Source organism: Siminovitchia sp. FSL W7-1587 (assembly GCF_037963795.1).
In the GTDB taxonomy this organism is placed as follows: domain Bacteria; phylum Bacillota; class Bacilli; order Bacillales; family Bacillaceae_C; genus Siminovitchia; species Siminovitchia thermophila.
Genome location: NZ_CP150169.1, coordinates 927,170 through 952,490 on the forward strand (window position 1 = coordinate 927,170; position 25,321 = coordinate 952,490).

Consider the following 25,321-nt stretch of genomic DNA (forward strand, 5'->3'; position numbering starts at 1 on the left):
GACTGTAACAGTTTTTCCAGGTTTATTCAAACTATACGATTATATTTCGTCCTCCTAGAAATTTTTGATGTTATTCCCCCTTATAAAATTATATAAATGGGGGTGGAATGATCACTTAAACCAATCATCTCATATATTTGAGCAATAAAAGGCGTTGCAAGAGCTTGATACAATGTAGAGTCATCCAAGTTAAAGGAATAACCGGTCGGAACTACAAAAGAAACAATATTTTTTGGACATCTGAACTTTTCCATTTTATGCATCACTTTTGGCAATACTGTTTCAGAGCTAGAAGTTGAATATGCCAAAAGCAGCTCATCTTTCAATAATTTCAATGTGGAAAATATTAGTAATAAGCCAGCTTCTCGATACCTCCAAGCACAACAACAATAAAAAAGAGCATAGTTGCAAAGACAAGAATCATTAGTTTTCCAAGTGGAATCAATGAATCTAAACCAAATTTTGACACCGATACACCAATTAAAGAAAATACACCGAATGGGGCAAAACTTCATAATAATATTTGTCACCCAAAACATAGCATCTGCTCCACCTTCAAAGAAGGCAAACACAGTTTTTCCTTTTTCGCCAACCACTGTAATCCCTAAACCGAATAAGACAGAAAAGAAGATAATGGGAAGCATATTCCCATGATTGGTAATACGTACTTCTTGGCACTTCAAGCACTTCGCACATTATTCGAACCGGGTGGTTTTCTTTCTCCTGCTTGATATGGTCGATGATCTCTTGGTTGGTCACTTTTTCGCGAATATGGTCATAGCCTTTTTTAGAATGTCGCCCTCTTGTTTAAGGCGAAGGTTTTCTTTTTGGATTTCCGCAATCTCTGCTGATGATAAGCCATCACTTCCTTCAGGAGAAAGTGCTTTGATCCATTTATAAATCGTTACTTCAGATACCCCATATTCGCGGTTGAGATCGCTCACAGATGTGCCAGATCTGTAAAGCTCGACAATTGTTTGCTTACATTCTTGATTATAACGTTTTTGTTTCATTCCGGACACGTCCTCTCTATTTTATAGGATAGAGACTTAACTAACATGTGTCCATACATCTATACTAGCTCCACACTTCATCCAGCAGGTGATATGATGAGAAAATTTATGATTGAAACTACTAGCGGACGGATTACAGCCCATACAGGTTTAGCCATTGCTTAATTCGGCCTTCTTCTTCGTTTCTGCTCTTCTTGTTACTTGCCTTCTTTTTCCGATAATGAGCCGAGGCGGAGCATCTTCTGTGCATTTCTAATCATATCCTTGCATGTTTTTAGCTGGTGCTTTTTGAAAGTAAGCTATATAGATTTCATAAGAATATACGTTCTTATTTGGTTTAAAAGAAAAGCCCGAAATTGGGCCATTTTGTTACATGTTTAAAATTTTTTCTTTTTGTGCTTGACATTCTTCTTGTGTAACGATGCCCTCATCAAGCAATTCTCTGAACTTTTTATCGAAAAATCCCAATTAATTTACCTCTGATTTTATTATTTCCTAAGTCCCGTCAGTTTTAAAAGGCTTGATAAAAATCCTTCTTTTTTACGTCTCGTCTCGGGTTGTTTATTGACATCTACTGTTATTGTTATGGAATTAACGTGAGCAAGATGATTTTTTGGCTCAACACCTTCATTCACCCTAACCCAATCCTTGTCTATTTCTGGATTAATAAAGTCTGGCAGATCATCTAACGCTTTTAGTATTCTTTCCATGGAAAATGCTGGACAGTGAATATAAGGAGTGGAATATTCTTTGATTCTATCTAAAATCTCGTTTTTATTTACATGCCATACTCCATTAGTATCAAATCTGCCAAATTTCCACCAAGGGTTATTAAACTGACTTATTTGTAGCCTATGGCAACCGAATGGATTTATAGTATACTCACTAGCGCCGTAACAAAAATCAGACTTACCAGACCTTAATTTATCTCCATAACAATAGTTAATTCCACCAACAATTTTTCTGTCTACAATTTCACCGTTTATTATAACAAAGCATGATTTCCAATTATTTATTAGCTCATATAAACTAATAAACGCGAGGTAATCACTGGTCTGCTCCGAAAATACAGCTTGATGAATAATGTTATTATCTTCATCAAAAGATTCAATATATTGCGGCGCTGATTTCGCTAATGTGACTGCCTTTTGATAATTCTTAGAAGTAGAATAACCAAAACTTATTGAAACATACCATTTTGGAAATAATGATACGTTAATGTTTTTTTTTGCTAAACTTAAAACGTCTTCATTCATTACTACATTGTTATTATCAACAATTTCCTGTATCGGTTCCTCTGGAATATCCTGACCTTCTAACCACAAAGAATATGTACTTTTGATTTTTCTCTTTATTAATGAGTTTGTGTTTGCTAAGTACCATTTCAATGCATTTCTATCCAACTCTGGAAGAATAACGTATAAGTCTTTTTGCAAAGTTCCTGGATATTCTCTTACTCTAGATTGGACAGAAATATATGCACTTTTAACATTGTTTATAAACTCTAATTCATCGTTTCCTCGTCTTTCATCCCAAGCTCGACATTCAACTGATCTATTAACTACACTTCTTGCTTTCTCAAAATCTGAAATAATCAAGTAGCATTTTAACAAAACATCTCTACAAGGAATAGAGGGAGGAATTATTACAGAGTGATCTTTGTATTCTATATGGCATTCTCTAATAAAAGCTGGGAGGTTATCCATTCCCATTTCGCAAACACTAATGCATTTTTCGATATCCCCGTCTCCATTTCGTTTTGGTCTATATTTTTCGATTTTCTCATGAAGACTAAAGTGAAAATCAATAGCATTCTTCACAGCGATCACCCCTTAAAGAAATATTTTTTTTACATATTGATCAGAATAAGGGGGCGACAAATATTACAAGTAAACATTCAAAAAAATTACACTTCTTGAGTTTAACAAACTCTTATGGGACTCCAAAAATACATAACATGCAATTTCATACATGGATAGTCTCATAATATTCCTTTAACTGATTGTCAGGCATGTAATTCAACAGCAAACTTGTGAGCTTCCGCCTCAATCCTGCTGACTGAATAAAAGGTGTTTTTACGCGCGCAAACGTACTTTTGAATTTCATAGCATAAGTCCTTATTAATCGCGATGAATTTATTTAAATATTTACGTGGTTAGTCGTTACTTGAATCATGAAATGAATGGCTTTTAAAAATATCAGTTAATAAGTAGGGATCATTCGTTTTGTGTTTTTTGATTAATTCATTAACTTTTTTACGAATCAACTTAACTACGCCCTATTCTTTATTTTGAATATCTCCCGTTCATGTTGAGAAATCTTTTTATCAAAATAATCAAGGTCATCCTTTGTGGCGAGCTGTTCAAGATGAGACATGGTTTCAGAATGGTATTCAGTTAGCTTTCCAGTTTGCTCATAAATAATTTGTTGCTTAGATTCTATGCTGGTTAAACGTTCGTTTGTTTTTTGTTGTTCTAGTTTAATTTCAAAAACTTCGGTCTTAATCCCGGCAATTTCTTCTTTGACGCCTTTTAATTCATCTAAAATCTGCTTCAACAGCTGCTCATTCATCGCTATTCTCCTTTCTGTATTTTTTGGTGTGTATTTTCTTATTAATTTTTTTAGTGTTCTCACGATATATTCCATGGATTTTGAAAATGATTTCTGCGCTTCTTTTGAAAATGGTTCATCATCAAACACTAACCCTTCTGCATGCTCAAGATCGTTTTTTATTTCCTAAAGTCTTTTGGCAATGTCCTCTTCGTCTTGGTCAGCAGGGCGGTGTAGAGAGTATCTGGTTTCATTTTATCAGTTCTGCCGAGGTGGGAACAGTTAAAACTTTATAATAATCAGCTATTTTTTGTAATGTTTCATAATAAGGTTCTCGATTACCCTGTTCATACATAAGGCAACATCAATTTTTTGAAAATTTTTATTGAGTAAGATTAGTAGTTGAATGAGCGGTCGCTTTCTTTTGCCACATAGCTTCGTTTCTCTATTTTCGCAGAAAGGCGTTTTCCTTTCTTGTTTTTGTAGTATTGCTATATTCTATTGCCATATATTGGCCGGCGATGATCTTTTCAAAGGAAATCATTGTAATTAACAGCCCATTATTAAAGGACAACTATGCTATTTCTCAAGATATAACTGATAGTGCTTCTCCTGAAAAAGTATTAATGAGCGTTGAATTATAAAAAGAGGTTTATCCTCTACTCTATAAAAATCATGGAACGAAAATGGAATTGGTTTCCCAGAAAGAGGATTCAACAAAAAGATGTATGTCATTAGTGATGATGGGAAAACCCTCTCTTATGGGAAACTAATCGTGCCCTAGAATAAGAACAAATTCCGCTGTTGTTTATTCATTTAAAACATCGGTTATATAGCCAAAACCCTTCCTTCCTCTTTTGTGTAATACGGTACTGGCAACTCTGGGCTCCTTAACATATCCCTTAACCACATGAGCAACTGAATTCAAATATACAATGGCATCGTCTTCCGCTCTTGCTTTACTTGATTTGAATTTCGTTTCGAAAAAGCGACTATATTAGTTCTCCAGTTATTGGCGTTTTCACAGACTTTTGTTAGAAAATGTCACTTTTTTCAGTGGTGGTATCATGCTACTTTCTTGTGCCTTTTTCTTTATCACCCATCTAGGCTCGCTTATTTTTTCAACGTCCGATTGTCCGTAATATGATATAATCTATGAAATTATGATGTTAGGGGATGCTATATGGAATCTTTTGCACATATAAAAGATGGACTATTTCCTGCGGTTTGCTCCCTTGATTGCCCGGATCAATGCGGATTGCTCATCCATAAACAAGATGGGAAAATCGTGAAAATTGACGGAGATCCGGCTCATCCCGTTACGAAAGGGAGTATTTGCAATAAAGTTCGGAATATGGGAGCGCGACTTTACGATGAAAAAAGATTGAAAACACCTTTAAAGCGGGTTGGACGAAAAGGCGAAGGTACTTTTGTTCCAATCAGTTGGCAAGAAGCGATTGAGAGTATTTGTAGTAACTGGAAAAAGCTGATTGCTAAACAAGGCCCTGAGTCCATTTTGCCGTATAGCTTTTATGGAAATATGGGCAAGATCCATTCGGAGGGAATGGACAGGCGATTCTTTTACCGGCTCGGGGCAAGCCAGTTAGAACGAACCATTTGTTCAGATGCCGGAAGTGAGGGCTACCGCTATACGATGGGCGGCAGTTTCGGTACGGATCCCGAGGAAATGACAGAAACAAAACTATTTATTTTTTGGGGAATCAACGCGGCGAGCACAAATATGCATCAGGTGATGATCGCGCAAAAAGCGAGAAAACGAGGGGCAAAACTCATCGTCATTGATGTCCATAAAAACCAGACCGGCCGGATGGCGGATTGGTTTATTCCAATCATCCCCGGAACCGATGCGGCATTGGCGCTCGGCATCATGCACATTTTATACAACGAGAACCTCGTTGACCGCGCTTTTTTAAAAAAGCATACCGTAGGATACGAAGAACTGGAACACCACGTAAAACAATATGAGCCGGATGTTGTCTCTGGCATTACCGGAATTCCGGTTGAAGATATTTATAAACTTGCCCGGCTGTACGGGGGTACTTCCCCTTCCATGATCCGGATCGGCAACGGATTGCAACACCATGACAACGGGGGGATGATAGTCAGAACCATTTCTTGCCTCCCGGCTTTAACGGGTCAATGGCTGTTGAATGGCGGCGGCGCAATTAAATCAAATTCCGCTTACTTGAACTACAACACAAGGGCATTACAGCGGCCGGATCTGCAAAGAAAACCAACCCGCTCCATTAATATGATCCAATTGGGCCAGGCGCTTATGGAGAAGGACAACCCGATATACTCCCTGTTTGTATATGGCAGCAACCCTGCCGTGGTTGCGCCTAATTCCAGTAAGGTAAGAGAAGGATTGATGCGTGAAGATCTGTTTGTAGTCGTCCATGACTTGTTCTTAACGGAAACGGCGGCATATGCCGATATCGTTTTGCCTGCAACGTCATCCTTTGAGAATAGAGATATTTATACATCGTATTGGCATCATTATTTGCATTTACAGGAGCCAGTAATCCCTCCTTACGGGGAAAGCAAGTCAAATGCGGATGTGTTTAGGTTGCTGGCGGAAGCGATGGGATTTGGTGAAGAAGCTTTTAAAGACAGTGATGAAGATATGATTCGCCAGGCGATATCAAATGTGTCCAACCCATATTTTCCCGATGTTACCTTGGAAGAACTGCAAGACAAACGCTTTGTCAAAGCACGTGATCCGCAAAGCCGCTTACAACGGTTGAACACACCAAGCGGGAAAATTGAATTGTATTCGCATAAAATGGCGTTGGACGGGCATCCGCCACTGCCAACGCATATACCGTTGAAAGAAGAGCATTCCGACTATCCGTTTCTATTTGTACCAGGTCCGAACCATAACTTTTTGAATTCCACTTTTTCACATAACGAAAAACATGTACGATTGGAAAAAGCGCCGCAACTGTTCATTCATGAGGAAGACGCGCTGCGGCTCGGTATTGAAAATGGTGATTGGGTCCGCATTTGGAATGATCGTGGAGAATGCGAGCTGCCGGCATCTGTCGGAGACCAAGTTCTCCCAGGCGTTCTGGTCACTCAAGGACTCTGGGCCGATGCCCCTGGAGCAAAGCGACTTGTAAATTCATTGACTCCAGACCGGGAAGCAGACATGGGCGGAGGCGCAGTGTTTTTCTCAGGCAAAGTAAATGCCGAGAAGCTGGTTGTGGTGAGCAAATAAAGATGGAGTAAAGATTAAATGAAAAATAAGCCCATGGTTTTAGGCTTGAAAGTGGCGGGCATACCCCGGCTACTTTCAAGAGGAAACCCCACAAATGCAAAATCAGTCGTGGAAAAATGGTTCGTTTTTTACGACTGATTTATTTTAGGGGCTTTTTAGACACGCCCTTTTCCTTAACTCTCGATAAGAGTATGTGAAATATATTTTATAAAATTCATTAATTTGATATCAAAGTATTCTTCTATATCTTTTCTTAGCTTTTGCTCTAAATCAACAAACTCAGTAACAATATAATTCAAATCAAATACATTATAAATATCTGATTCTGCCCATATTGATTTAACCCTTGCCTTATCAGAAAACGGTAGCAAAGAAATAATAGCCCCATCTTCATAATCATCATATTCAACAGTATAGTATTGGAATTTCGGTATATTATCTTTTGTAATTTTTTCCTTCCATCTAAACAAAGCTTTGTAAAACTCAAGTATAGCCAACTCTGATTGAAAATATATTTCGTCATTAATTTTAATTGTAAACATTGCCTCTACAGCTAAAATAGATGGTACGTCCTTATTATGTTTATTAGAAATAATCTCTTTATTACTAATAAATTCATATTCAAAACTTATTTTACTGGAAATGCTGACCATATCTTACCATCATATCCTATCACTATTCTAATTTTAGTTTCTCCTTTTGTTCCAACTTTTTTTCCTAAATTGACATCAACTCTAAATGATAATTTTTCATTTTTATTCATTTCAAATTTGGAGACTGATGCTTTCTGCAATGCTTCCTTAATACATTTCTTATCAGTAGTTTGACTATTTGCATTAAATTTACTAAACCTTTGTTTGCTACTCTTTAAGTGCTTACTTTTAACTGTTAGTTTTGCAACGTTTTTTATTGCGTTACTTAGAGCATATTTTCCAAATGCACTTATAAGAGCTCTTTTTCCGTATTTTTTGATAGCCCACGTTGCGCCTTGTCTTAAAACTAAAGCTAAAACTGGTATTGCAGATGCTTGTGCATCAATTGTATTTACATTATATATCTCTCCACTACTTCTAAAAACTGGACCTATCTGGCGCACGATGATCTGCTCAACTGTCCAAATGGCCGGAAAGTGATCTTTCAATCGTACAAAAATAAAAAGAATGCCTTAGGCCATGTCCAAAGCTGAATGCGAGGATTGTTCCGATTGCCCGCTAAAAGCTCGATGTATAAAAGCCAAAGGTAACAGGCAGGTCCATTTGAATATGATCTATGAAGAAATGAAAGCAAAGGCCAAGAGAGCCCTTGAAAGTGAAGAGAACGCAGAAATCTACGCCCAACGCAAAGTTGGGGTAGAAAGTGTGCTCGGTCACATCAAGGGCAATCGGTCGTTCCCCCGATTTTCCTGCGGGGCCTTGAAAAGGTCCACTTGGAATTCGGGATCGCGGCCCTTGCCCACAACTTCTTGAAAGTAGCGGGCATACCCCGGCTACTTTCAAGAGGAAACCCCACAAATGCAAAATCAGTCGTGGAAAAATGGTTCTTTTTTCTACGACTGATTTATTTTAGGGGCTTTTTAGACACGCCCTTTTTCTTTTGCAATCCTTCGTCCAAATGAGTCCGCCTTTCACTTATGCCTATCCGCCAGTTGTTTCATATAAACCGTTACCGCTTGTTCCCACTTCTTCTTCCAGTCCACGTTAAAAAGACTCGCCCCAGTTCTGCGTGTGAAAAAATCTTCCGGCGTTATGGCCATTTCATACATCATGGCGTAGTAAACAAGCAATTTAATGGCCAATGGCAGATCGCCATCCGGTAACACATCTTCTTTGAGCGAAGCGAGAATATCTGCGTTTGTTCCATAAGTTGCGGCCATTTTCCTCGCTTCTTGTTCATCTAAACCCAACGCTTGCAATTCTCGGCTTTTCTGGTCAACAAACAGATCATAATCCCTCGGACTCGTAAAGTCTCCTCCGGAAAGCCGCAGGTTTTTCGTTACGCATTGTCCGCTTTGAACCCCTTCTTCTTCAAGCTTTTGCGCCAGCATATCCGTAACGGTTTCAGCCATTTTTCGATAACCTGTTAATTTCCCGCCAGCAATAGTTATTAATCCGGTATCAGATATCCAAATTTCATCTTTACGAGATATCTCGGAAGGGCCTTTGCCTTTTTCCTGAATTAATGGACGAACTCCAGACCATCCCGATTCAATGTCATCTATAGTAAGATCAAGTTCAGGAAACATAAACTCAATGCATGACAACAAATATTCTTTATCCTCCTCCGTAATGGGCGGATTTTTCAAATCACCGTCGAAAAAGGTGTCTGTTGTCCCAACATAAGTTTTTCCGTCTCTCGGAATGGCAAAAACCATCCGGCCATCAGGCGTATCAAAATAAATAGCCTGTCTAAGTGGAAATACCCCTTGATCAATTACAATATGGACACCTTTCGTATGTGTCAGACCTTTTCCTTTTACCTCTATATCTTTTTCAATAAGACTCTCCACCCACGGACCTGTTGCATTGACAACCTTACGGCCCACTGCTTCATATCGTTGATCCGTCAAGACGTCCCGAACCTTAACCCCCGAAATGTTTCCATCTTCATATAAGAAGCCTTCCACCTTTGTATAATTGAGCAGGTCGGCTCCCTTTTCAAAGGCTTTCTTGGCCACTTCTATTGTCAGGCGGGCATCATCCGTCCGATATTCAACATAATAACCGCTTCCCAGGAGACCATCTTTTTTTAAAAGCGGTTCCTTTGCCAATGTTTCTTCCCTCGTCAACATTCGACGCCGTTCATCCCTTTTGACTCCGGCTAAAAAATCATATACCCGCAAGCCAGCAGAAGTCGAAAACTTGCCAAATGTTCCTTTCTTATAGATCGGCAGCAACATCCATTCCGGATGTGTCACGTGGGGCGCATTCTCGTAAACAATCGCCCGCTCCTTTCCAACCTCTGAAACCATACCGACTTCAAACTGCTTTAAGTATCGCAGCCCTCCGTGGACTAGCTTTGTCGACCTGCTGGAAGTTCCCGCGGCAAAATCCTGCATCTCGACGAGAAGTGTCTTCAATCCTCTTGTTACACAGTCAAGAGCGATCCCGGTTCCTGTAATTCCCCCTCCCACAATGATGACATCGTAGTTTGTATCACCTAAATGCTCCAATAATTGGTTTCGTTCCTTAAATGAAAATGTTCTCACTTTAAAATCCTCCGTATAATAAAAGCCACTCCAACCGCCCCGTTTAAAAACGGGGGATTGCAATGGCCTTTTCTCAGAATCTCTGACCCTATATCATATTTTTAACAAATCACTTATGTGATAAACTAAAACTATTAACAATAAAAAGGGTGTGATTTGTACTACATGAGAATTGAAGACATGGTTGAATCACAAATTATCGCTTCCGTTAAAAGTGAAGCCGATCTGGAAATGGCATTAAAGAGCAACGTCAATATCGTCTTCTTGCTTACTGGGAACCTGTTATCCGCTGAGCGCTACATTTTGCAGCTAAAAGAAGCCGGAAAACACGTCTTTCTCCACCTTGACTTTATTGAAGGTCTTTCCAATTCCCGCAGTGCCGTCAACTTCATTGCTGAGGCATGGAAGCCGACAGGAATCATTACGACGAAAGCAAACATGGTCAAATTCGCCAAAGAAATGAATCTCATGACCATTCAACGGATCTTCCTTTTAGATCGCAGCGCCTTGTACAAAGGAATTGAAATGGTAAAATCATGCAGTCCCGATGCTGTTGAAATCATGCCGGGTATCATGCCGAAAATAGTTGATCAGCTTACATCAGAGCTTCCTTATCCCATTATCGTTGGTGGACTAATTTCGGAACTTCAAGAAGTTCATGACGCATTGAGAGCCGGGGCACTCGCGGTTTCTTCCGGCAATCCGAATATGTGGCATTTCGACCTGTAATCTTTCCTCATCCATATGAATTGATTTTTACACAATCTGATCAATGTCCTTCACGCTGGAGAGTGTATATTTGGGTCGATCCACCGTCCTTTCAAGCATAGATGAATCCGTGATTCCTGTCAACACAAGAACAGAGTTCATCCCTGCTTCATTCCCCATACGAATATCTGTTTCAAGCCGGTCCCCAACCATATAAACGTTTTCTGCGGGAAGCCGAAGAACTTGATCCAATACATAGCTGGCCATAAGATGAGACGGTTTTCCTATAATCATTGTCACCGTTTCTCCTGTCGCACCTTCAATGGCGCCAATCATCGCACCGCAATCGGGTAATTCTCCTTCTTTAACCGGACAAGTCCTATCCGGATTCGTTGCGATGATTTTCGCACCATTTCTCCACGCTTGAAAAGCGATGTTTAACTTATTATAATCAAATTTTCGATCCCAACCGATAACAACATAAGAAGCTAGGTGGGGATCCTTCGCTATATGGATGTTTTCTTCCGCGAGCTCGTCAAATAACGGCTCCTCCCCTATAACGTAAGCCGCATCCCCTGGCTTCATGCTATTTTTTAAATATTTTGCCGTTATAAAGTTGGAACTAATCACTTCATCTAAAGTGGTATCTACTCCAAGCATGTTGAGTTTTTTAACATAATCGGTCCGGCGTGCGATCGACTTGTTTGTCAAAAAAATCACTCGATCCCCCCGGGATTTCAGCCTGTGAATGGCGTCGGCGGCTCCTTCAATCATTTCATCATCAACATAAATCGTTCCATCCAGATCAAATATAAACCCCTTCATCACTGTCACTCCTGTAGTCTGCTATAACTGCTTATTCCCCAGCCTGTTTGCAAGTGCCTGTAACACAAGTACAAGGACAACTAATACGATCGACATCGCTGCGGCTGTATAATATTCTCCCCGCAATATATTTTGAAAGATCGCCAAACTCATCGGTGCCCACTCAGCCGGAGCCAGAAGGATTGAAACACTGGCTTCCTTAATGACAGTAACGAAAACAAGAACCGATCCAGCCGCTATACCCGGAAGCATAAGTGGTCCAATAATCGTCATCGCCGCTGTAAGCTGTGTGGCTCCAAGATTAATGGCGGCCTCTTCAATATCCTGCTTGATGGCACGCATTGTTCCCATCGTCGACCTGATCATGTACGGAAGACGCCTGATCGTATAGGCGATGATGAGCAAGATAGCTGTTCCCGTTAATTGGAGCGGAGCGGTATTAAACGTTTGAATCAGCGCAATGCCAAAAGCAATACCTGGAACAACCAACGGGATTGATACCATAAAGTCCAGCGCAGAAGAGTTTTGCCGGACAACGAAATACGAAACGAAAGTTGAAATGATCACACTGACCACAAGCGCGCCCAGCGCCAGAATAATGCTGTTTTGAATATTTCCCAGCGAGGTTGAGAAAATTGTTTTATAATGCTGCAGTGTATATCCGTTCGGCAGCGGATCTTTTCCCCATGTTGTCGCAAAAGACTGAATGGCGATTGAAAACATCGCCAAGCATGGAATGAGCACAACGATTAAGGAGTAGATCGAAAGTGTCCAGTTTAATCCTTTATGATCACTAAGCTTTTGCTGCTTAGGCTTTCCGGAAACTGTTCCGTAATTCTTTCCTTTTGTAAACAAATGCTGCAGCCAAAAGAAGAAGCCGGCGACCAGCACCATGACGACCGTTAAGATGGCTGCACCTCCCCAATTAAAGAAACCGGCCATTTCGCGGTAAGCCTCCACAACAAGCAAATTTGTTTCTTTAGGCGCCAAGATGATCGGCGTGCCAAAGTCGGAGAAACTCACAGTAAAAATAAGAAGCGCGCTCGAAATAATACCTGGCAATGCAAGCGGAAACGTTATAAAAGCAAAGGTGAAGAGGTTTTTCGCCCCGAGATTTTGCGAGGCTTCTTCCAAACTTAAGTCACTTACTTTAAACGCGGCTACGAGCGGCCAAAGTGCATATGGAAAGAAGAAGAAAACTTGAACAAGCATGATCCCCGACATGGAATACGGGTTCATCAACATTCCTTCTCCTCCAAGCGCATTGTAAATCTGCGTAACCCAACCTGAGCGGCCAAGCATAATAATGAAAGCATAAGCAGAAATAAAGGTTGGTACGATGAGCGGAACCATACATAAAGCTGATATCGTTTTCTTAAATGGCATTTTGGTGCGGGCAATGCCGTATGCAAGTGGTATACAGACGAGAGTTACAACAATCGTAACGAGAAACGAAAGCAGCAAACTATTTTTCAAAGCGGCAAAGTAACTTCTTGTTGTAAAAATCTTTTTATAATAATCAAAAGACGCCCCTTTAAACTTCTCAACCGTGGAACTGAACGTAGCCGGATCGGTCAGCGAGCCAAGCAGATTGATCGGCTGTCCGGTAAAACTGACGAGAATAACCGAAATAAGCGGAAGAATCAGGAATAGTCCAAAAAATATATAAATGAGGACTTTCACGACCGTCAGACCATTAAATCTCCCTTTTATCTGCTTCATATCAATAGCACCCTCTCGTGTTCCACCGTAAGCTTTACCTTTTTCCCTTCTTCAAAAATGCCGGTTCCAGCAGAATACGTTGTGTCTACAATAAGCTGATAACTTCCGACTTGGACGTCATATCGGACGATTGAACCAAGATATGTTGCCATTATAACGATTCCTTGAATAACGTTTGTATCATCTTCGTTGACTGTTTGATTTGCATCAGCCACTTTCACATGCTCAGGCCGAATAATGACATCCACTTCATCTTTATCTGTCCCGTTTGAGGATCGCAATACAAAACCATCCCCTTTTACAACGGTCAATCCGTTCTCTTTTCCGTCAACAATGGCTTGGAGAATGTTGGATGTTCCAACAAAATCGGCAATGAATGGTGTCGCCGGATGACTATAAAGTTCGGTTGGTGTTCCCACTTGGACCACATTGCCATGATCCATAACCGCAATGCGGTCAGCCATGCTCATTGCTTCTTCTTGATCATGGGTAACAAAAATCGTTGTGATCCCAAGATCCTGTTGAATGGAACGAATTGTATTACGCATCGAATGGCGTAGCTTCTGGTCCAGATTAGAAAGCGGCTCATCCATCAGAAGCACTGCCGGTTCCATAAGAAGGGCCCGCGCCAATGCGACACGCTGCTGCTGGCCCCCAGAAAGCTCGCTCGTTAAACGATCCGCATACTGTTCGAGTTCAACATATCGGAGCATTTCTATGACTCTGTCTTTAATGTCCTTTGGAGTCCTCCCAAGCCGTTTCGATAAAAGCCGGGCATATATCGGTAATTTTGCAAGCCACTTCTTTGTATTTAGCTGTTTGATGTTCAAGCTGTACGCAACGTTATCAAACACATTCATATGTGGGAACAAAGCATAACTTTGAAATACCATCCCGCAATTCCGCCTGTTGGCAGGAATCCCCTTCATTTCGCGGTCACCTATGTAAATGGAGCCGCTTGTAGGACTCTCGAAACCCGCGATACATCTCATTGTCGTTGTCTTTCCACAACCCGACGGGCCGAGAAGGGCGAAAAATTCGCCTTCTCGAATGTCGAGGCTAATGTTGTCCAAAGCTGTCATCTCTCCAAATTTCTTTGTTACGTTTTCTATTCTCACTGACCCCATATTGTTTCATCCTTTTCTACTGAAATTTATCTTTCCACTCATTTCGAATGCGGTCATAATTTTCGTTGACCCAATCGATATCAAGATCTATCGCATGCGATTTCACGCTGTCCAAGGTGAGTGGTGTTTTAGATTCTACTTCAGGATTAATTGGAATATGGTACCAATTCGCCAACACTTCCTGTCCTTCTTTAGATAGAAGGAAATCAATAAACTTTTTGCCGCCCTCCTCGTTTGGTCCCCCTTCAACTAGTGATACAGGATTAACAAGAATGGGCGTTTTATCCGGAACAATAAAATCAACGCTTTCTCCCTTGGCTTTTAATTCATACGCCATGAAGTCGAAACCAACCCCAATATGAGCCTCCCCCATGGAAACCGCTTTTGTAGGAGCTGAACCTGAATCCGGCATAGAGTTTGCCTGCTCCGCCAGTTTCTCGAAATATGTCCAAGCTTCGTCTTCTCCCTTTTGCATCATCTTGCTCATAACCATTAAAGTGGCTGTGCCTGAAGCTGCCGGGTTGGAAAATTGGATTTTTCCTTTCCACTTCGGATCAAGTAAATCTTCCCACGTTTTCGGCGCTTCTTCTTCGGAAACAAGTTCAGTGTTATATGAAAATCCAAGGACAAAGATTTCCACACCGACATATTTGCCATCCTCATGTTTCACTTTTATGCCGTTTTCTACCACTTCCCAATCAGCTGCCAAGTCGGGAATATAAGAACCGATAATACCTTTTTCAACAGCAGCTTCAAATGGGAGAATGCCTCCACCTCCATACCAAACATCAGCTTTTGGATTGTCTTTCTCTGCCATCATTTGGTTGACAAGAACATTAGTCCCCGCATAGTGCACATCAACCGTTTCATCATTAAGCTCTTCATATTTTTGCTTCAATTCTTTCGTCATATCTGGTGTTTCCGGGGAATAGAGCGTTATCCGCCCCTCGCCCTTCTCGCCGCCTTCACCTGAGCCCGACGAATCACCTGCACATCCTGCCAACATGACAGCAACCAAAAAAACACTTGCCAAGAATCCTACTACCTTTTTCACTTCGTTCCCCCCTTAATAAATGTGGATAACCAAGACAAAAAAATGAGATAAACGTACTGAAAGAAACCCCGCACACTTTGTAAGGGTTTTCAATTCAGGCGTTCATCTCATCGTCTCTGCCTTATATTGGATTTACATACATTATACTCTATTTTTATAAAACATCAAGTGTAAATTCAGAATAAAAGAATATTTGTCAGTGTTAACAATTTTTTGTTTTATCCCGCGTGTAAGGTGCCGTAAGACTCCCACTTCAAAATCTTGAGTGAATACAAATGGTCTAAGTGGGAGAAAACGGCACCTACATGCCCGATTGGTTCAACTAATAACATTCAGTAGAAGCCCTACTGAATGAAGTTTCTCTTTATCTGCTTGTTTACAAAGCAATAGCAACACTTGCAAAGGAATGAATCCCAAATTTTTCGCGCGATCCGTCCTCCCCTTGGATGATAGGCAGGAACTGATGCATAACCAATGCCGACTACAATGCCATGAGTCAGAAACTTATAAAGCGTATGAAAATCTATTAGAACGGAAAGTGATGGCAAGCTTCTCGGGCGTTTTGGATGTACGTCAGACAGTAAAATAAGGCCAACCACTTTTTGTTTGAATCCATATTTGACCACAAAATACCCCAAAGGTTAGAATTGGTTTGTCTAACTTTTGGGGTGCATATCAGTGTGGATAGTCTAGTATTGCTTATTAGTTTTAAATTAAGGTAAGGTATAAATCAAATATAATAAAGTTTAAATATAAGAAATATCCCAACAGTGTATACTAGTTGAGTCAAAACAAATAAAATATATCCTTTATTGGGATTTTTTTCTTTATATTTTTGATCATAAATACTCGCTGGTGAAACAAATTTGGATGTCTTAAGGATTGGATTTTCGCTATTTGTAAAAGCCAATGAAAACAGTATGATTGAAATGGCTAAAAATATATACGAAAATCGGAAATTTTTGAAATGCCCCCTTTAAGTATCCAGGTTTTCATTTTTTACAAGTCTACTTAAAAGGGAGCATATCAGCTGACCCCTCTCATTCCGGCATTTTTTCTGGTTACATATTCTTATTGGGAAAAGAATGATCTCCTTTTTTCTCTATCCCCAATAAGCCAATGTGCGTTTTTTCATCGCTTCCCTGTATTGGGCGGTTGACTTCGGAAGCAGTTCATTTGTTTTTTGATCAATAATAATGCCGTAATGACGGATCAGATCCAATAGATCCAATTCACCATTATGATATTTTTCCATGACGCTTTCCGGATCTTGTTCCAGCCACTTTCTGCGGTTAAGCCGAATATACTCGCGAGCCGTTTTCGTTGCTTCTTCATCAATTTCAAAGAGGTCGATTTCTCTGTCAATTTCCTTTATGACGACACCATAATCTTTCTTCGCTCTTTCAATGGACACATAGTCGTCAATGACGTCTTCAAGCACATCTTGCGGATCTCTTTCAAGCGGATCGCCAAGACCGCCGCCGCCAGCAGATGGTCTTGTGAATTCATCTCCTTTGTTTACTTTAACATTGGAAAAAATCGTTCCCAGGAATTCGCTGTCTGCTTCACCCCGCATCAGTTGAACACCATGCGGATTGGAGGGTAAACCGCCGAAGATTCCCCACGTGACAGAACGGGAGCGGTCACAGCAGTAAGACATCACAGCATCGTCTGCTTCCGTCAGGATACCGCCTTTTTCCACGCCGCAGCCGCCGCGGAATTTTCCAGGGCCGCCGGAATCAGTGACAATTTCATGTTTGGTCGTAATGACGGGGGACAGACGTTCCTGCCCTTCACATGGCTGAATGCTCAATCCGACACCGAACACCGGGGACAATGCATTCGCCCCATCTTTTGTGCTGCGGCCGCCATGGCCTCCGGCCATCCAGTCATACCACATGAAATAGTTGTTATAGCCGTTCCGTTTATCGTCTCCGCCGATAAGAAGATACTCCAGGTTGAAAGAACAGGCAAGGGCGCGCTCAGGCATGATCTGCGACCATAATTCAAAGCACGCATTCATGATTTTTTCATACGCTCCCGAACAGAACCCAGTGACAGCCACCGGCCAGCAGGCATTGACGACTGTATTTTCCGGAAGATCCACATGGACAGCCCGGTAAAATCCGGAGTTAAGCGGTATATCCGGGAAGAACGTTTTCGTTCCGGCGTATGCCGCGGACATCGAAGCACCAAATGCCGAATTCAAGAAACAGCCGATCGATTCATGAGAACCGGAAAGATCGTAAAAAATTTCATCGTCTTTAATCGTCATTTTTACTTTTATCGGTATCAGGCTGTCCCCAATCTCAGGATCCATGTCGATATAATCAGTCGTTTCCCACACACCATTTGGAAGCTCTTTTACTTTTACGCGGGTTAAGCGTTCCACATAATTTTGGACTTCTTCAAATGCAGTCAAAATCGTATCAAGTCCATATTTTTCGATCAATTTGATCAACTGTCTTTCTCCCGTTTTGGTCGCTTCCGCCTGGGAACGGAGATCCCCGAGCCGTTCTTCGGGTACACGCATGTTGGCAACGAGCAAGTGAGCCACATCATGCAAGTACTCTCCTTTGCTCCAAATTCTGAGTGGAGGAATCCGGACTCCTTCCCCATAATGGTTTTTGGCGTTAATATCAAAGGAACCTGGCGTAGATCCGCCCATATCTGCCCAGTGCCCATTCACTTGCATAAAAGCGATGAGTTGGCCCTCATGAAAAACTGGACGGATAATCCGTGTATCATTAAAATGCGTTCCCCCTCTATAGGGGTCATTAATGATAAATACATCCCCCGGATGAATATCGTCACCAAAATCCTCAATCACCGCTTTCGCTGTTAAATGCAATGTCCCGACGTGGACGGAAATATCCTGAGTTCCCTGCATTACGGTGTTTCCTTGGGCATCACAAAGCGCCGAGCTGAAATCACGGTTGTATATCACAAAAGAATAACAAGTTCTCAATACTTGCTCTGACATTTGGTCAACCAAATTGACAAAGCCATTTTTTAAGACTTCAAACGTTACCGGATCTAATTTTGTATCCACTTTCAACATGATATCGCTCCTCTTCATTATAGAATTTGTCTGTTTTTAAACCCGATTCATAATAATATTGCGGTATTCGTCTATTTTGACGTTGTAATCCGCCGGCACAACGATCGTCGAATCAAGCTGTTCAATAATTGCCGGGCCTTGGAATTCCGACAGAACCGGGATTTTCGAACGGTCGTAAATCTTCGACTCTACCATACCGCCTTCTTCTTGGAAATAAACAGGGCGGATTTCTTTTAGGGCATCTTCCAAAGTTCCGGCCGGCTGCTCTTTTACGAATTGAGGCTTTTTGACAGTACCAATTGCTTCCACACGCAAGCCGTAAATTTCAATGTCTTTTTCACGGTCCGTAAAAGCGAATTCTCGCTCATGCTCAAGATGAAACTTTTCAATGGCATCTTCCAGATTGAAAATCGGTCGGTCAACTGTGACGGATAAAGTTCTCCACTGTCCGACATAGCGCATATCAATATAGCGAATCAAATTCATTTGATCGTCTTCAATTCCTTCTTCCGCCAAAAGTTCAGTTGCTTCTTTTTCCATTTCGATAAACTCATTTTCTAATTGTTCTTTTGTAACTCCTGCCGCTTTGGCAAAATACGTTTTTGAAATATCGTGGCGAACATCCACAAGCAGACAGCCCATAGCCGCAGCAACGCCCGGATGGGCGGGAACGATCACTGTGGGAATTTCCATTTCCCTTGCCAAATCTGCGCCATGAAGCGCACCTGCACCACCAAATGCCACAAGAGCAAAGTCACGGGGGTCATAGCCGCGACGGACGGAAATTAAGTTCAATGCATCGCACATATTGGCGTTGGCCACTTGGATCATGGCATTGGCAGCACCGAGAGTATCATAACCGAGAGGCTTCGCCACTTTTTCTTCAATTACTTTGGCGGAAATCCCTTTATCCAGTGACATCTCGCCATTAATCAATTTCGTATTCAATCTGCCAAGAACCAGGTTGGCATCTGTATTTGTCGGCTCCATGCCGCCATTTCCGTAACATGCAGGCCCTGGGTCCGCTCCGGCACTGTGCGGGCCATTCCGCAAGGACCCTCCTTCATCAATCCAAGAGATACTTCCGCCCCCTGCGCCAATCGTCAAGATTTCAATGCTCGGGAAACCGATCGGATAACCGTATTCAATGTACCAATCTTTCGTGATCCGGAGTTCATTGTCATACATCAATGAAATATCTGTACTTGTCCCACCCATATCAAGACCGATCGCATTTTTAAATCCGCACATATTGGCAATATGTTTGCTGGCGATCGCGCCTGCCGCGATACCGGAGCTTGCCAATCTTGCCGCATACTTTGGAACCGTTTGGGAGGTCATTACCCCTCCCCCTGAGTGAAGGACAATAATATCGCCTTCGTACCCGATATCTTTCATATTGCTTTCCAAAAGATGAATGTACTTGCTGACTGTCGGTCCAAGCACCGCGTTGACAATTGTCGTGCTCATCCGCTCATGCTCAAAAATTTCCGGTAAAGTATCGGAAGAAGTGCAAATATAAGCATCTGGCAATTCTTCTTGTAAAATTTCCTTCGTTTTCTGCTCATTTTTTCCGTTGACATAAGCATTCATAAAGCAAATGGCTACTGATTTAATTTCCTTTCTTCTTAAAATTCTGGCTAATTCACGGACTTCCGCTTCATTTACTTCCTTCATCATTTCCCCGTTAAAGTCGACACGCTCGTCCAATTCGAAGCGGTTTCTCCGCTTAATATAAGGCTCTGCCACATCATTATATGCATCCCATAGATCAAGCTTCGTCCCGCGCCGTATTTCAGGAACATCTCTAAATCCTTTTGTCGTAATAAGCGCTGCTGTTGGAAGCTTCCTTTCGATTAATGCGTTGGTCCCCACTGTCGTACCATGGGAAAACATTTTTATTTGATCGCCTGTCAACTCGGCTTTCATAACCCCATTAATAATCCCTTTTTCCGGATTGGAAGGCGTAGAAGAAGTTTTGGTGACAAACATCTCTCCGGTTATTTCATCAAAAACAAATACGTCCGTAAAAGTACCTCCTACGTCTACTGCCACATGATAGCCTGATTTTTTGCTCAACATAATCCCCTCCGTTTTAAATATATTTATTGATCCCGCATGTAAGGTGCCTTAATACTCCCACTTTCAAAATCTTGAGTGAATACAAGAGGTCCATGTGGGAGATAACGGCTCCTAAATGCCCGATTGGTTCAACTAACATTCAATAGGAGAGGGAAGAAAACTCCTACTGAATGAAGTTTCACTTTATCCCGCATGTAAGGTGCCGTAATTCTCCCACTTTCAAAGTCTTGAGTGAATACAAGAGGTCCATGTGGGAGATAACGGCTCCTAAATGCCCGATTGGTTCAACTAACATTCAATAGGAGAGGGAAGAAAACTCCTACTGAATGAAGTTTCACTTTATCCCGCATGTAAGGTGCCGTAATACTCCCACTTTCAAAGTCTTGAGTGAATACAAGAGGTCCATGTGGGAGATAACGGCTCCTAAATGCCCGATTGGTTCAACTAACATTCAGTAGGAGATGGAAGAAACGCCTACTGAATGAAGTTTCACTTTATCTAAATAATGCATTGCTTAATTTTTGCAGAGCTGTTTGACGAAGCATCACCACCTAACATGATTAAAATTGAACACTTTCCCGTACTCTTTCAATCAATCTTTCTTTTTCTCTCCTCATGGCAATCGCCTGATCGACAGTAATCGCTTTAAATTTCACCGTTGACAATGGTCTCATTTGAGATAATTCGTTGATATCCTGCCATATGACGGTTCCGATCGTGACGAATCCGCCTCCGCCCGTTCCATCTGTTAATAGCACAATGATTTCTCCTTCGTTGGGAACGATGACTGCTCCAATCGGATAAGGAATATCAACGATATTTCCCGGATTTCCCCCTGAGCCAAACGGTGGTTCGCTCTCTTTGTAGCGAACGTCCCCGCCGTTTAAGCGGCACGCTGTCCGGGTTGATTGCGGTTGTATCGTCCAGGGCGTATTTAAAAAGGAAACCAATCCTTCGTCACTCACCAAGTCACATGTGATCCCCAAAACAATATGGGCCGTTCCCGTTCTGGCAAATATCGGCTTTGCTTCTTCAATCGCTTGTTTTCCCACAAGCTGAATGGCCCCGGGAAGCGGTTCAGCCATTCTGATTTCATCACCTGCCAATAAAAGCCGGCCAGTGATGCCATGAAAGCCGCTGGCTAAACAACTGGATCTGCTTCCCAGCACCTCCGGCGCTTCCAATCCCCCTGAAACACACAGATAGCTGAACAAACCTTCTGAAATCTTCCCAATTTCCAGCACATCGCCTTTTTTGACTTCAAAAACTTCCCACAACGGCTGCATGTTCCCGTTTAACCTGACTTCGGCCGGGGCGCCTGTTATGACTACGGTCGTTCTTTTTTCAAATTCAACGCTGGCACCCTTTACCATCATCTCCAATCCCGCGACATCCGTTGGATTACCGATGAGTACATTGCCAAGCATAAAAGACAATTTGTCAGCAGCTCCGGATGGAGGAACCCCCAAATGAAAAAAACCTGTCCGTCCAAGATCTTGTATAGTTGTCCGTATTCCGGGATCAATTAGTTTCATCATGAACGGAGTCCCTCCATTAAATCTGCGATATACAAATCTCCTTTCTCCTCGTAGCGGGAGGCAGAGAAAGTGACATGCTTTATATTGAATTCGTAAGTGCCGCTGGACACTTGTTCACGGATATTTTGGTATTCCGCCTCTGATACGGGCCGATATTTCCATAAATCACCGGGCCTTGCCAGGAAAAAGCTTTCTTTAAACGGCTCCAGCTTTTGATTGACATCGTAAACGGGGACTGCCGCCATGCCGATCAATTGGTAGCTTCCCGGAGAATCGGAAGGGTAGACCACCGTAAAGGCGCCACCCAGCCCTACCGCTCTTTCCGGAGTGAATGGGCGCGGGCTTTTATACTTGGGAACTTCGATAATTCTTTCCCTTTCCTTTATTAATGGAAAGCACCACGCAGTTCCTGGTTTAAACCCGAGCGATGTGACAAAGTAAAGAGGGCGGGAATGGGCTTGAATAAAATCTTCCTTGCTGCTATATCCCGTGAGCTCCATGACATAATCAAAATTCGACTTTTCTTCTCCCCCATGTTGGGCTGAGTACTTTCCGGACACTTCTTTTGTCCACTCATCGTCATACAGAACGGGAATTTCAATGATCCTTGATTGAAAGTTCAAGCTTTCATGTTCATTCTTCATGGAATCCACGTCCCGCAAATATTCAAGCAGATGATGCGGAGAAATGGTATTTGGATCATAGCGAATTAAATAGGACGTATTATTCGGGTAAATCTCTATGATTCCCGGAATCTTTCTCTCTTGCAACTCGTTCGTAATGGAAAGCGCCTTTAACGTGCTCTCGATCCGCATCTCTCTGGAAATTTCGGCGTAAATATATTCATCGCCACAAAAGTCAAATTTAGTTTCGGAAAAAAAGATCAACTTCCGCACCCCCCGCACCGTTAAATCTTTTCATGCGCCGACTGACAGTAGATATACTAATATCAAGCGCCTTAGCCGCTTCAGTGGCTGTTCCAAATTTCGCCACTGCTTGCTCAATGAGCTGCCGCTCCACTTCATCAACCGCTTTTTTCAAAGGCATGATCCCTTTAACCGTCAAGAAGCTTTGTTCATCAGCATCATTGGCCCAAAGCACACGATAGACGTCAGTTTCGGTAATCAGTTCTTCTTTGGAAACGACTACAAGCCTTTCAATCATATTGCGCAATTCTCGAATATTTCCTGGCCATTGGTAGCTTTCCAATGCATTCAGGGCATCAGTTGAAATTTTTTTCCTCTTTCCAAACTGCTCGTTTAATTCTTCCAAAAAATGAATCGCCAGCGGCGCGATATCTTCTTTTCTTTTTCTTAACGGCGGAATAGAAACGGGAACAACGTGCAAACGGTAAAAAAGATCCTCCCGAAACTGATTTGCCTTAACCATTTTCTGTATGTTTTTATTGGATGCGGCAACCACCCTTACATTTACTTTTACAGGAATAACCGAACCGACTTTGGCAATCTCTCTTTCTTCCAAAACCCGCAACAGTTTCACTTGCATCAGGAGCGGCAATTCAGAAATTTCATCCAAAAATACCGTGCCGTTGTGAGCTTCCTCAAACAGGCCGATTCTTCTTGTATCTGCTCCCGTGAAGGCGCCTTTTTCATGGCCGAATAATACGCTTTCAATCAAGTTTTCAGGGATGGCGCCACAGTTCACCGCTATAAAAGCGTTGTCTGACCGACTGCTTAAATCATGAATTTTTCGGGCGATGACTTCCTTTCCGACACCCGACTCGCCGTGGATCAGAACTGTGGAATCCAAAGGAGCAACCGCTTTCACTTCGTCCATAAGCCGATGCATTTGACGAGAGCGGTAAATAATGGAAACCATACTCGCGGATTCATGTACCGGCTCTTCGTTTGTCCCCATCTCTTTGTCTGCCGATGTGATGTCTTTTGAAAAAACGATAACCTTCTTTAGTTTTCCTCCGACATATATCGGTGCCGCTGTTGATAAAACAGCCCCTTTTTTTCCTTCCTGCGTTAACGACACCCTGGACTTCTTTTCGATTGCTGCGGAAACAATATCCGGAATAAAAATGCCCTTATCCACAAACTCTTGAATACGCTTTCCCTTTAAAGCTCCCGCATCCTCTTCTCCCCAAAAATGCCGAAAAAAAGCCCCAGCTGCCCGCGTAATTGTTCCGGAAGCGCTCACAACCAAAATCTGCTCATTGGCCAGTGTATAAAATGCCTGAAGGTCTTCATTCATCTCCTGTACAAAATCCACTTCATGAACAGCTTCTTTAAGCTGTTCTTTCAAGTAAAAATTATGAATAATCCCGATGATGTTTCCGTTTTCATAAATAGGAGAAAATTGGCCTGTGATCACTTTAAAGTTGAACATATTTTCAATCCCAAACCACTTTTGCCCCTCGAGCACTTCATCAAAGGATTCTTCCATGCGGATGATCTTCCTGTAATCTCTCCCTTGCAAAATTGATCTTTTCATGCCAAGGATTTGTTCCGCCTTTTCGTTCATGAATTGAACGTGGAAGGAAGCATCCATCGTGACGATCCCCATCTCCGCACTATTCAGCGCATCATTAAAGCTCTTTAACTGCAATTGATTCATTTGATGTTGCAGGTCGTCCATCAGAATATAACCCGTTGGTTTTTCAGAGTGATCCACTCCAATCACCAGAAAACAGTTATGAATCCGTTTCGCTTGTGTATCTTCCCTCACGAACAGAAAATTGTTTTCAGGCTTGATCAAGCCGTTCTTATCATCCCCATTCACAAGTTGGTTTAATAAAGAAGAGGGGGTTACGTAGCCGATTATTTCTTCATTATCGGCAACAAAGCCAACCTCGAAGCCTTCTTCTTTTAACAGAACAATCGATTGTTCCACAGTCCAGTCAGGAGATAATATAACCGATAAGGGTTGCAATACATCTTTCCAATCCCAACTCATGGATCCCCCTCCAAACATCTATTTGTATCTTCTTGACGGTGCTGTTTTCGATTTTCTGTTTTGCAAAGTTATTTTGCAATTTGCGTGCCAACGAATGTTGAAAATGCGAAAACGTGCTATCGTTAGCGTTTTCAAACGGAAAATCTATAAGTACAGCTCCGATCTTTTTCATTTTTGAAAAACAATTTTGCAATTCTGCAAAATTATGTGGTTTCATCATATAGGAAAAAAAACGTTTGCGCAATAGCGCAAAAAAAAAAAAGCGGGAGTCATCAA

The 25,321-nt window shown here is 41.9% G+C and carries 17 protein-coding genes and 1 pseudogene; 2 read left to right on the plus strand and 16 right to left on the minus strand.

Features of this window, described 5'->3' with window-relative positions:
- Positions 1-83: 83 nt before the first annotated feature.
- The 4 genes and pseudogenes from NST31_RS04505 to NST31_RS04520 all read right to left on the minus strand — a co-directional run.
- A pseudogene (locus NST31_RS04505) lies at positions 84-656 on the minus strand (cation:dicarboxylase symporter family transporter); the annotation flags it as partial.
- Between the two features lie 99 nt (positions 657-755).
- Positions 756-1,013 (minus strand): transposase, encoded by a 258-nt coding sequence (locus NST31_RS04510; protein WP_077109805.1) that lies wholly within the window; start codon positions 1,011-1,013, stop codon positions 756-758.
- Positions 1,014-1,501: 488 nt separating this feature from the next.
- On the minus strand, positions 1,502-2,833 hold the full coding sequence (locus NST31_RS04515) for a hypothetical protein (RefSeq protein WP_077109804.1): 1,332 nt from the start codon (positions 2,831-2,833) through the stop codon (positions 1,502-1,504).
- Between the two features lie 451 nt (positions 2,834-3,284).
- Complete coding sequence (locus tag NST31_RS04520) at positions 3,285-3,713, minus strand: hypothetical protein (protein WP_077109803.1); 429 nt, start codon at positions 3,711-3,713, stop codon at positions 3,285-3,287.
- A gap of 1,033 nt (positions 3,714-4,746) precedes the next feature.
- On the opposite strand from NST31_RS04520, the gene NST31_RS04525 reads away from it, so the two are divergent.
- Entirely contained in the window at positions 4,747-6,801 is a 2,055-nt protein-coding gene (locus tag NST31_RS04525; protein WP_077109802.1) for a molybdopterin oxidoreductase family protein, read from the plus strand.
- Between the two features lie 173 nt (positions 6,802-6,974).
- On the opposite strand, the gene NST31_RS04530 is transcribed toward NST31_RS04525, so the two are convergent.
- The 3 genes from NST31_RS04530 to NST31_RS04540 all read right to left on the minus strand — a co-directional run bounded on the left by NST31_RS04530 (position 6,975) and on the right by NST31_RS04540 (position 10,006).
- Positions 6,975-7,454, minus strand: coding sequence for a hypothetical protein (locus NST31_RS04530; protein ID WP_077109801.1), 480 nt, complete (start codon positions 7,452-7,454; stop codon positions 6,975-6,977).
- Complete coding sequence (locus tag NST31_RS04535; protein ID WP_077109800.1) at positions 7,430-7,897, minus strand: hypothetical protein; 468 nt, start codon at positions 7,895-7,897, stop codon at positions 7,430-7,432. Before NST31_RS04535 ends, NST31_RS04530 begins: the two co-directional genes overlap by 25 nt.
- 528 nt (positions 7,898-8,425) lie before the next feature.
- Positions 8,426-10,006, minus strand: a complete 1,581-nt coding sequence (locus tag NST31_RS04540; RefSeq protein ID WP_339164110.1) for a glycerol-3-phosphate dehydrogenase/oxidase — start codon at positions 10,004-10,006, stop codon at positions 8,426-8,428.
- 165 nt (positions 10,007-10,171) lie between these two features.
- Here NST31_RS04540 and NST31_RS04545 point away from each other — a divergent pair, with 165 nt between their 5' ends.
- Positions 10,172-10,735 carry a glycerol-3-phosphate responsive antiterminator gene (locus NST31_RS04545; RefSeq protein ID WP_077109797.1) on the plus strand — a complete coding sequence of 188 codons (564 nt, stop codon included), beginning with the start codon at positions 10,172-10,174 and terminating at the stop codon, positions 10,733-10,735.
- A 27-nt stretch (positions 10,736-10,762) separates the two neighbouring features.
- Here the strand turns inward: NST31_RS04545 and NST31_RS04550 are convergent, their stop codons facing one another.
- The 9 genes from NST31_RS04550 to NST31_RS04590 form a co-directional block, all read right to left on the minus strand.
- Complete coding sequence (locus tag NST31_RS04550) at positions 10,763-11,539, minus strand: HAD-IIA family hydrolase (RefSeq protein WP_077109796.1); 777 nt, start codon at positions 11,537-11,539, stop codon at positions 10,763-10,765.
- Positions 11,540-11,560: 21 nt separating this feature from the next.
- Positions 11,561-13,261: an iron ABC transporter permease gene (locus NST31_RS04555; RefSeq protein WP_077109795.1), complete on the minus strand. Its 1,701-nt coding sequence runs from the start codon at positions 13,259-13,261 to the stop codon at positions 11,561-11,563.
- Entirely contained in the window at positions 13,258-14,388 is a 1,131-nt protein-coding gene (locus tag NST31_RS04560; RefSeq protein ID WP_077109794.1) for an ABC transporter ATP-binding protein, read from the minus strand. The genes NST31_RS04555 and NST31_RS04560 overlap by 4 nt, the downstream gene beginning before the upstream one ends.
- Before the next feature lie 16 nt (positions 14,389-14,404).
- The gene (locus NST31_RS04565; protein WP_077109793.1) at positions 14,405-15,442 is read right to left on the minus strand and encodes an extracellular solute-binding protein; all 1,038 of its coding nucleotides are present in this window, start codon (positions 15,440-15,442) and stop codon (positions 14,405-14,407) included.
- Positions 15,443-16,544: 1,102 nt separating this feature from the next.
- Positions 16,545-18,503, minus strand: coding sequence for a hydantoinase B/oxoprolinase family protein (locus NST31_RS04570; RefSeq protein WP_339164113.1), 1,959 nt, complete (start codon positions 18,501-18,503; stop codon positions 16,545-16,547).
- Between the two features lie 36 nt (positions 18,504-18,539).
- Positions 18,540-20,585, minus strand: coding sequence for a hydantoinase/oxoprolinase family protein (locus NST31_RS04575; RefSeq protein WP_077109791.1), 2,046 nt, complete (start codon positions 20,583-20,585; stop codon positions 18,540-18,542).
- Positions 20,586-21,145: 560 nt separating this feature from the next.
- The gene (locus tag NST31_RS04580; protein ID WP_339164116.1) at positions 21,146-22,123 is read right to left on the minus strand and encodes a biotin-dependent carboxyltransferase family protein; all 978 of its coding nucleotides are present in this window, start codon (positions 22,121-22,123) and stop codon (positions 21,146-21,148) included.
- Entirely contained in the window at positions 22,120-23,010 is an 891-nt protein-coding gene (locus NST31_RS04585; protein ID WP_339164119.1) for an allophanate hydrolase subunit 1, read from the minus strand. The genes NST31_RS04580 and NST31_RS04585 overlap by 4 nt, the downstream gene beginning before the upstream one ends.
- On the minus strand, positions 22,988-25,045 hold the full coding sequence (locus tag NST31_RS04590; RefSeq protein WP_339164121.1) for a sigma 54-interacting transcriptional regulator: 2,058 nt from the start codon (positions 25,043-25,045) through the stop codon (positions 22,988-22,990). Before NST31_RS04590 ends, NST31_RS04585 begins: the two co-directional genes overlap by 23 nt.
- Between the last annotated feature and the right edge of the window lie 276 nt (positions 25,046-25,321).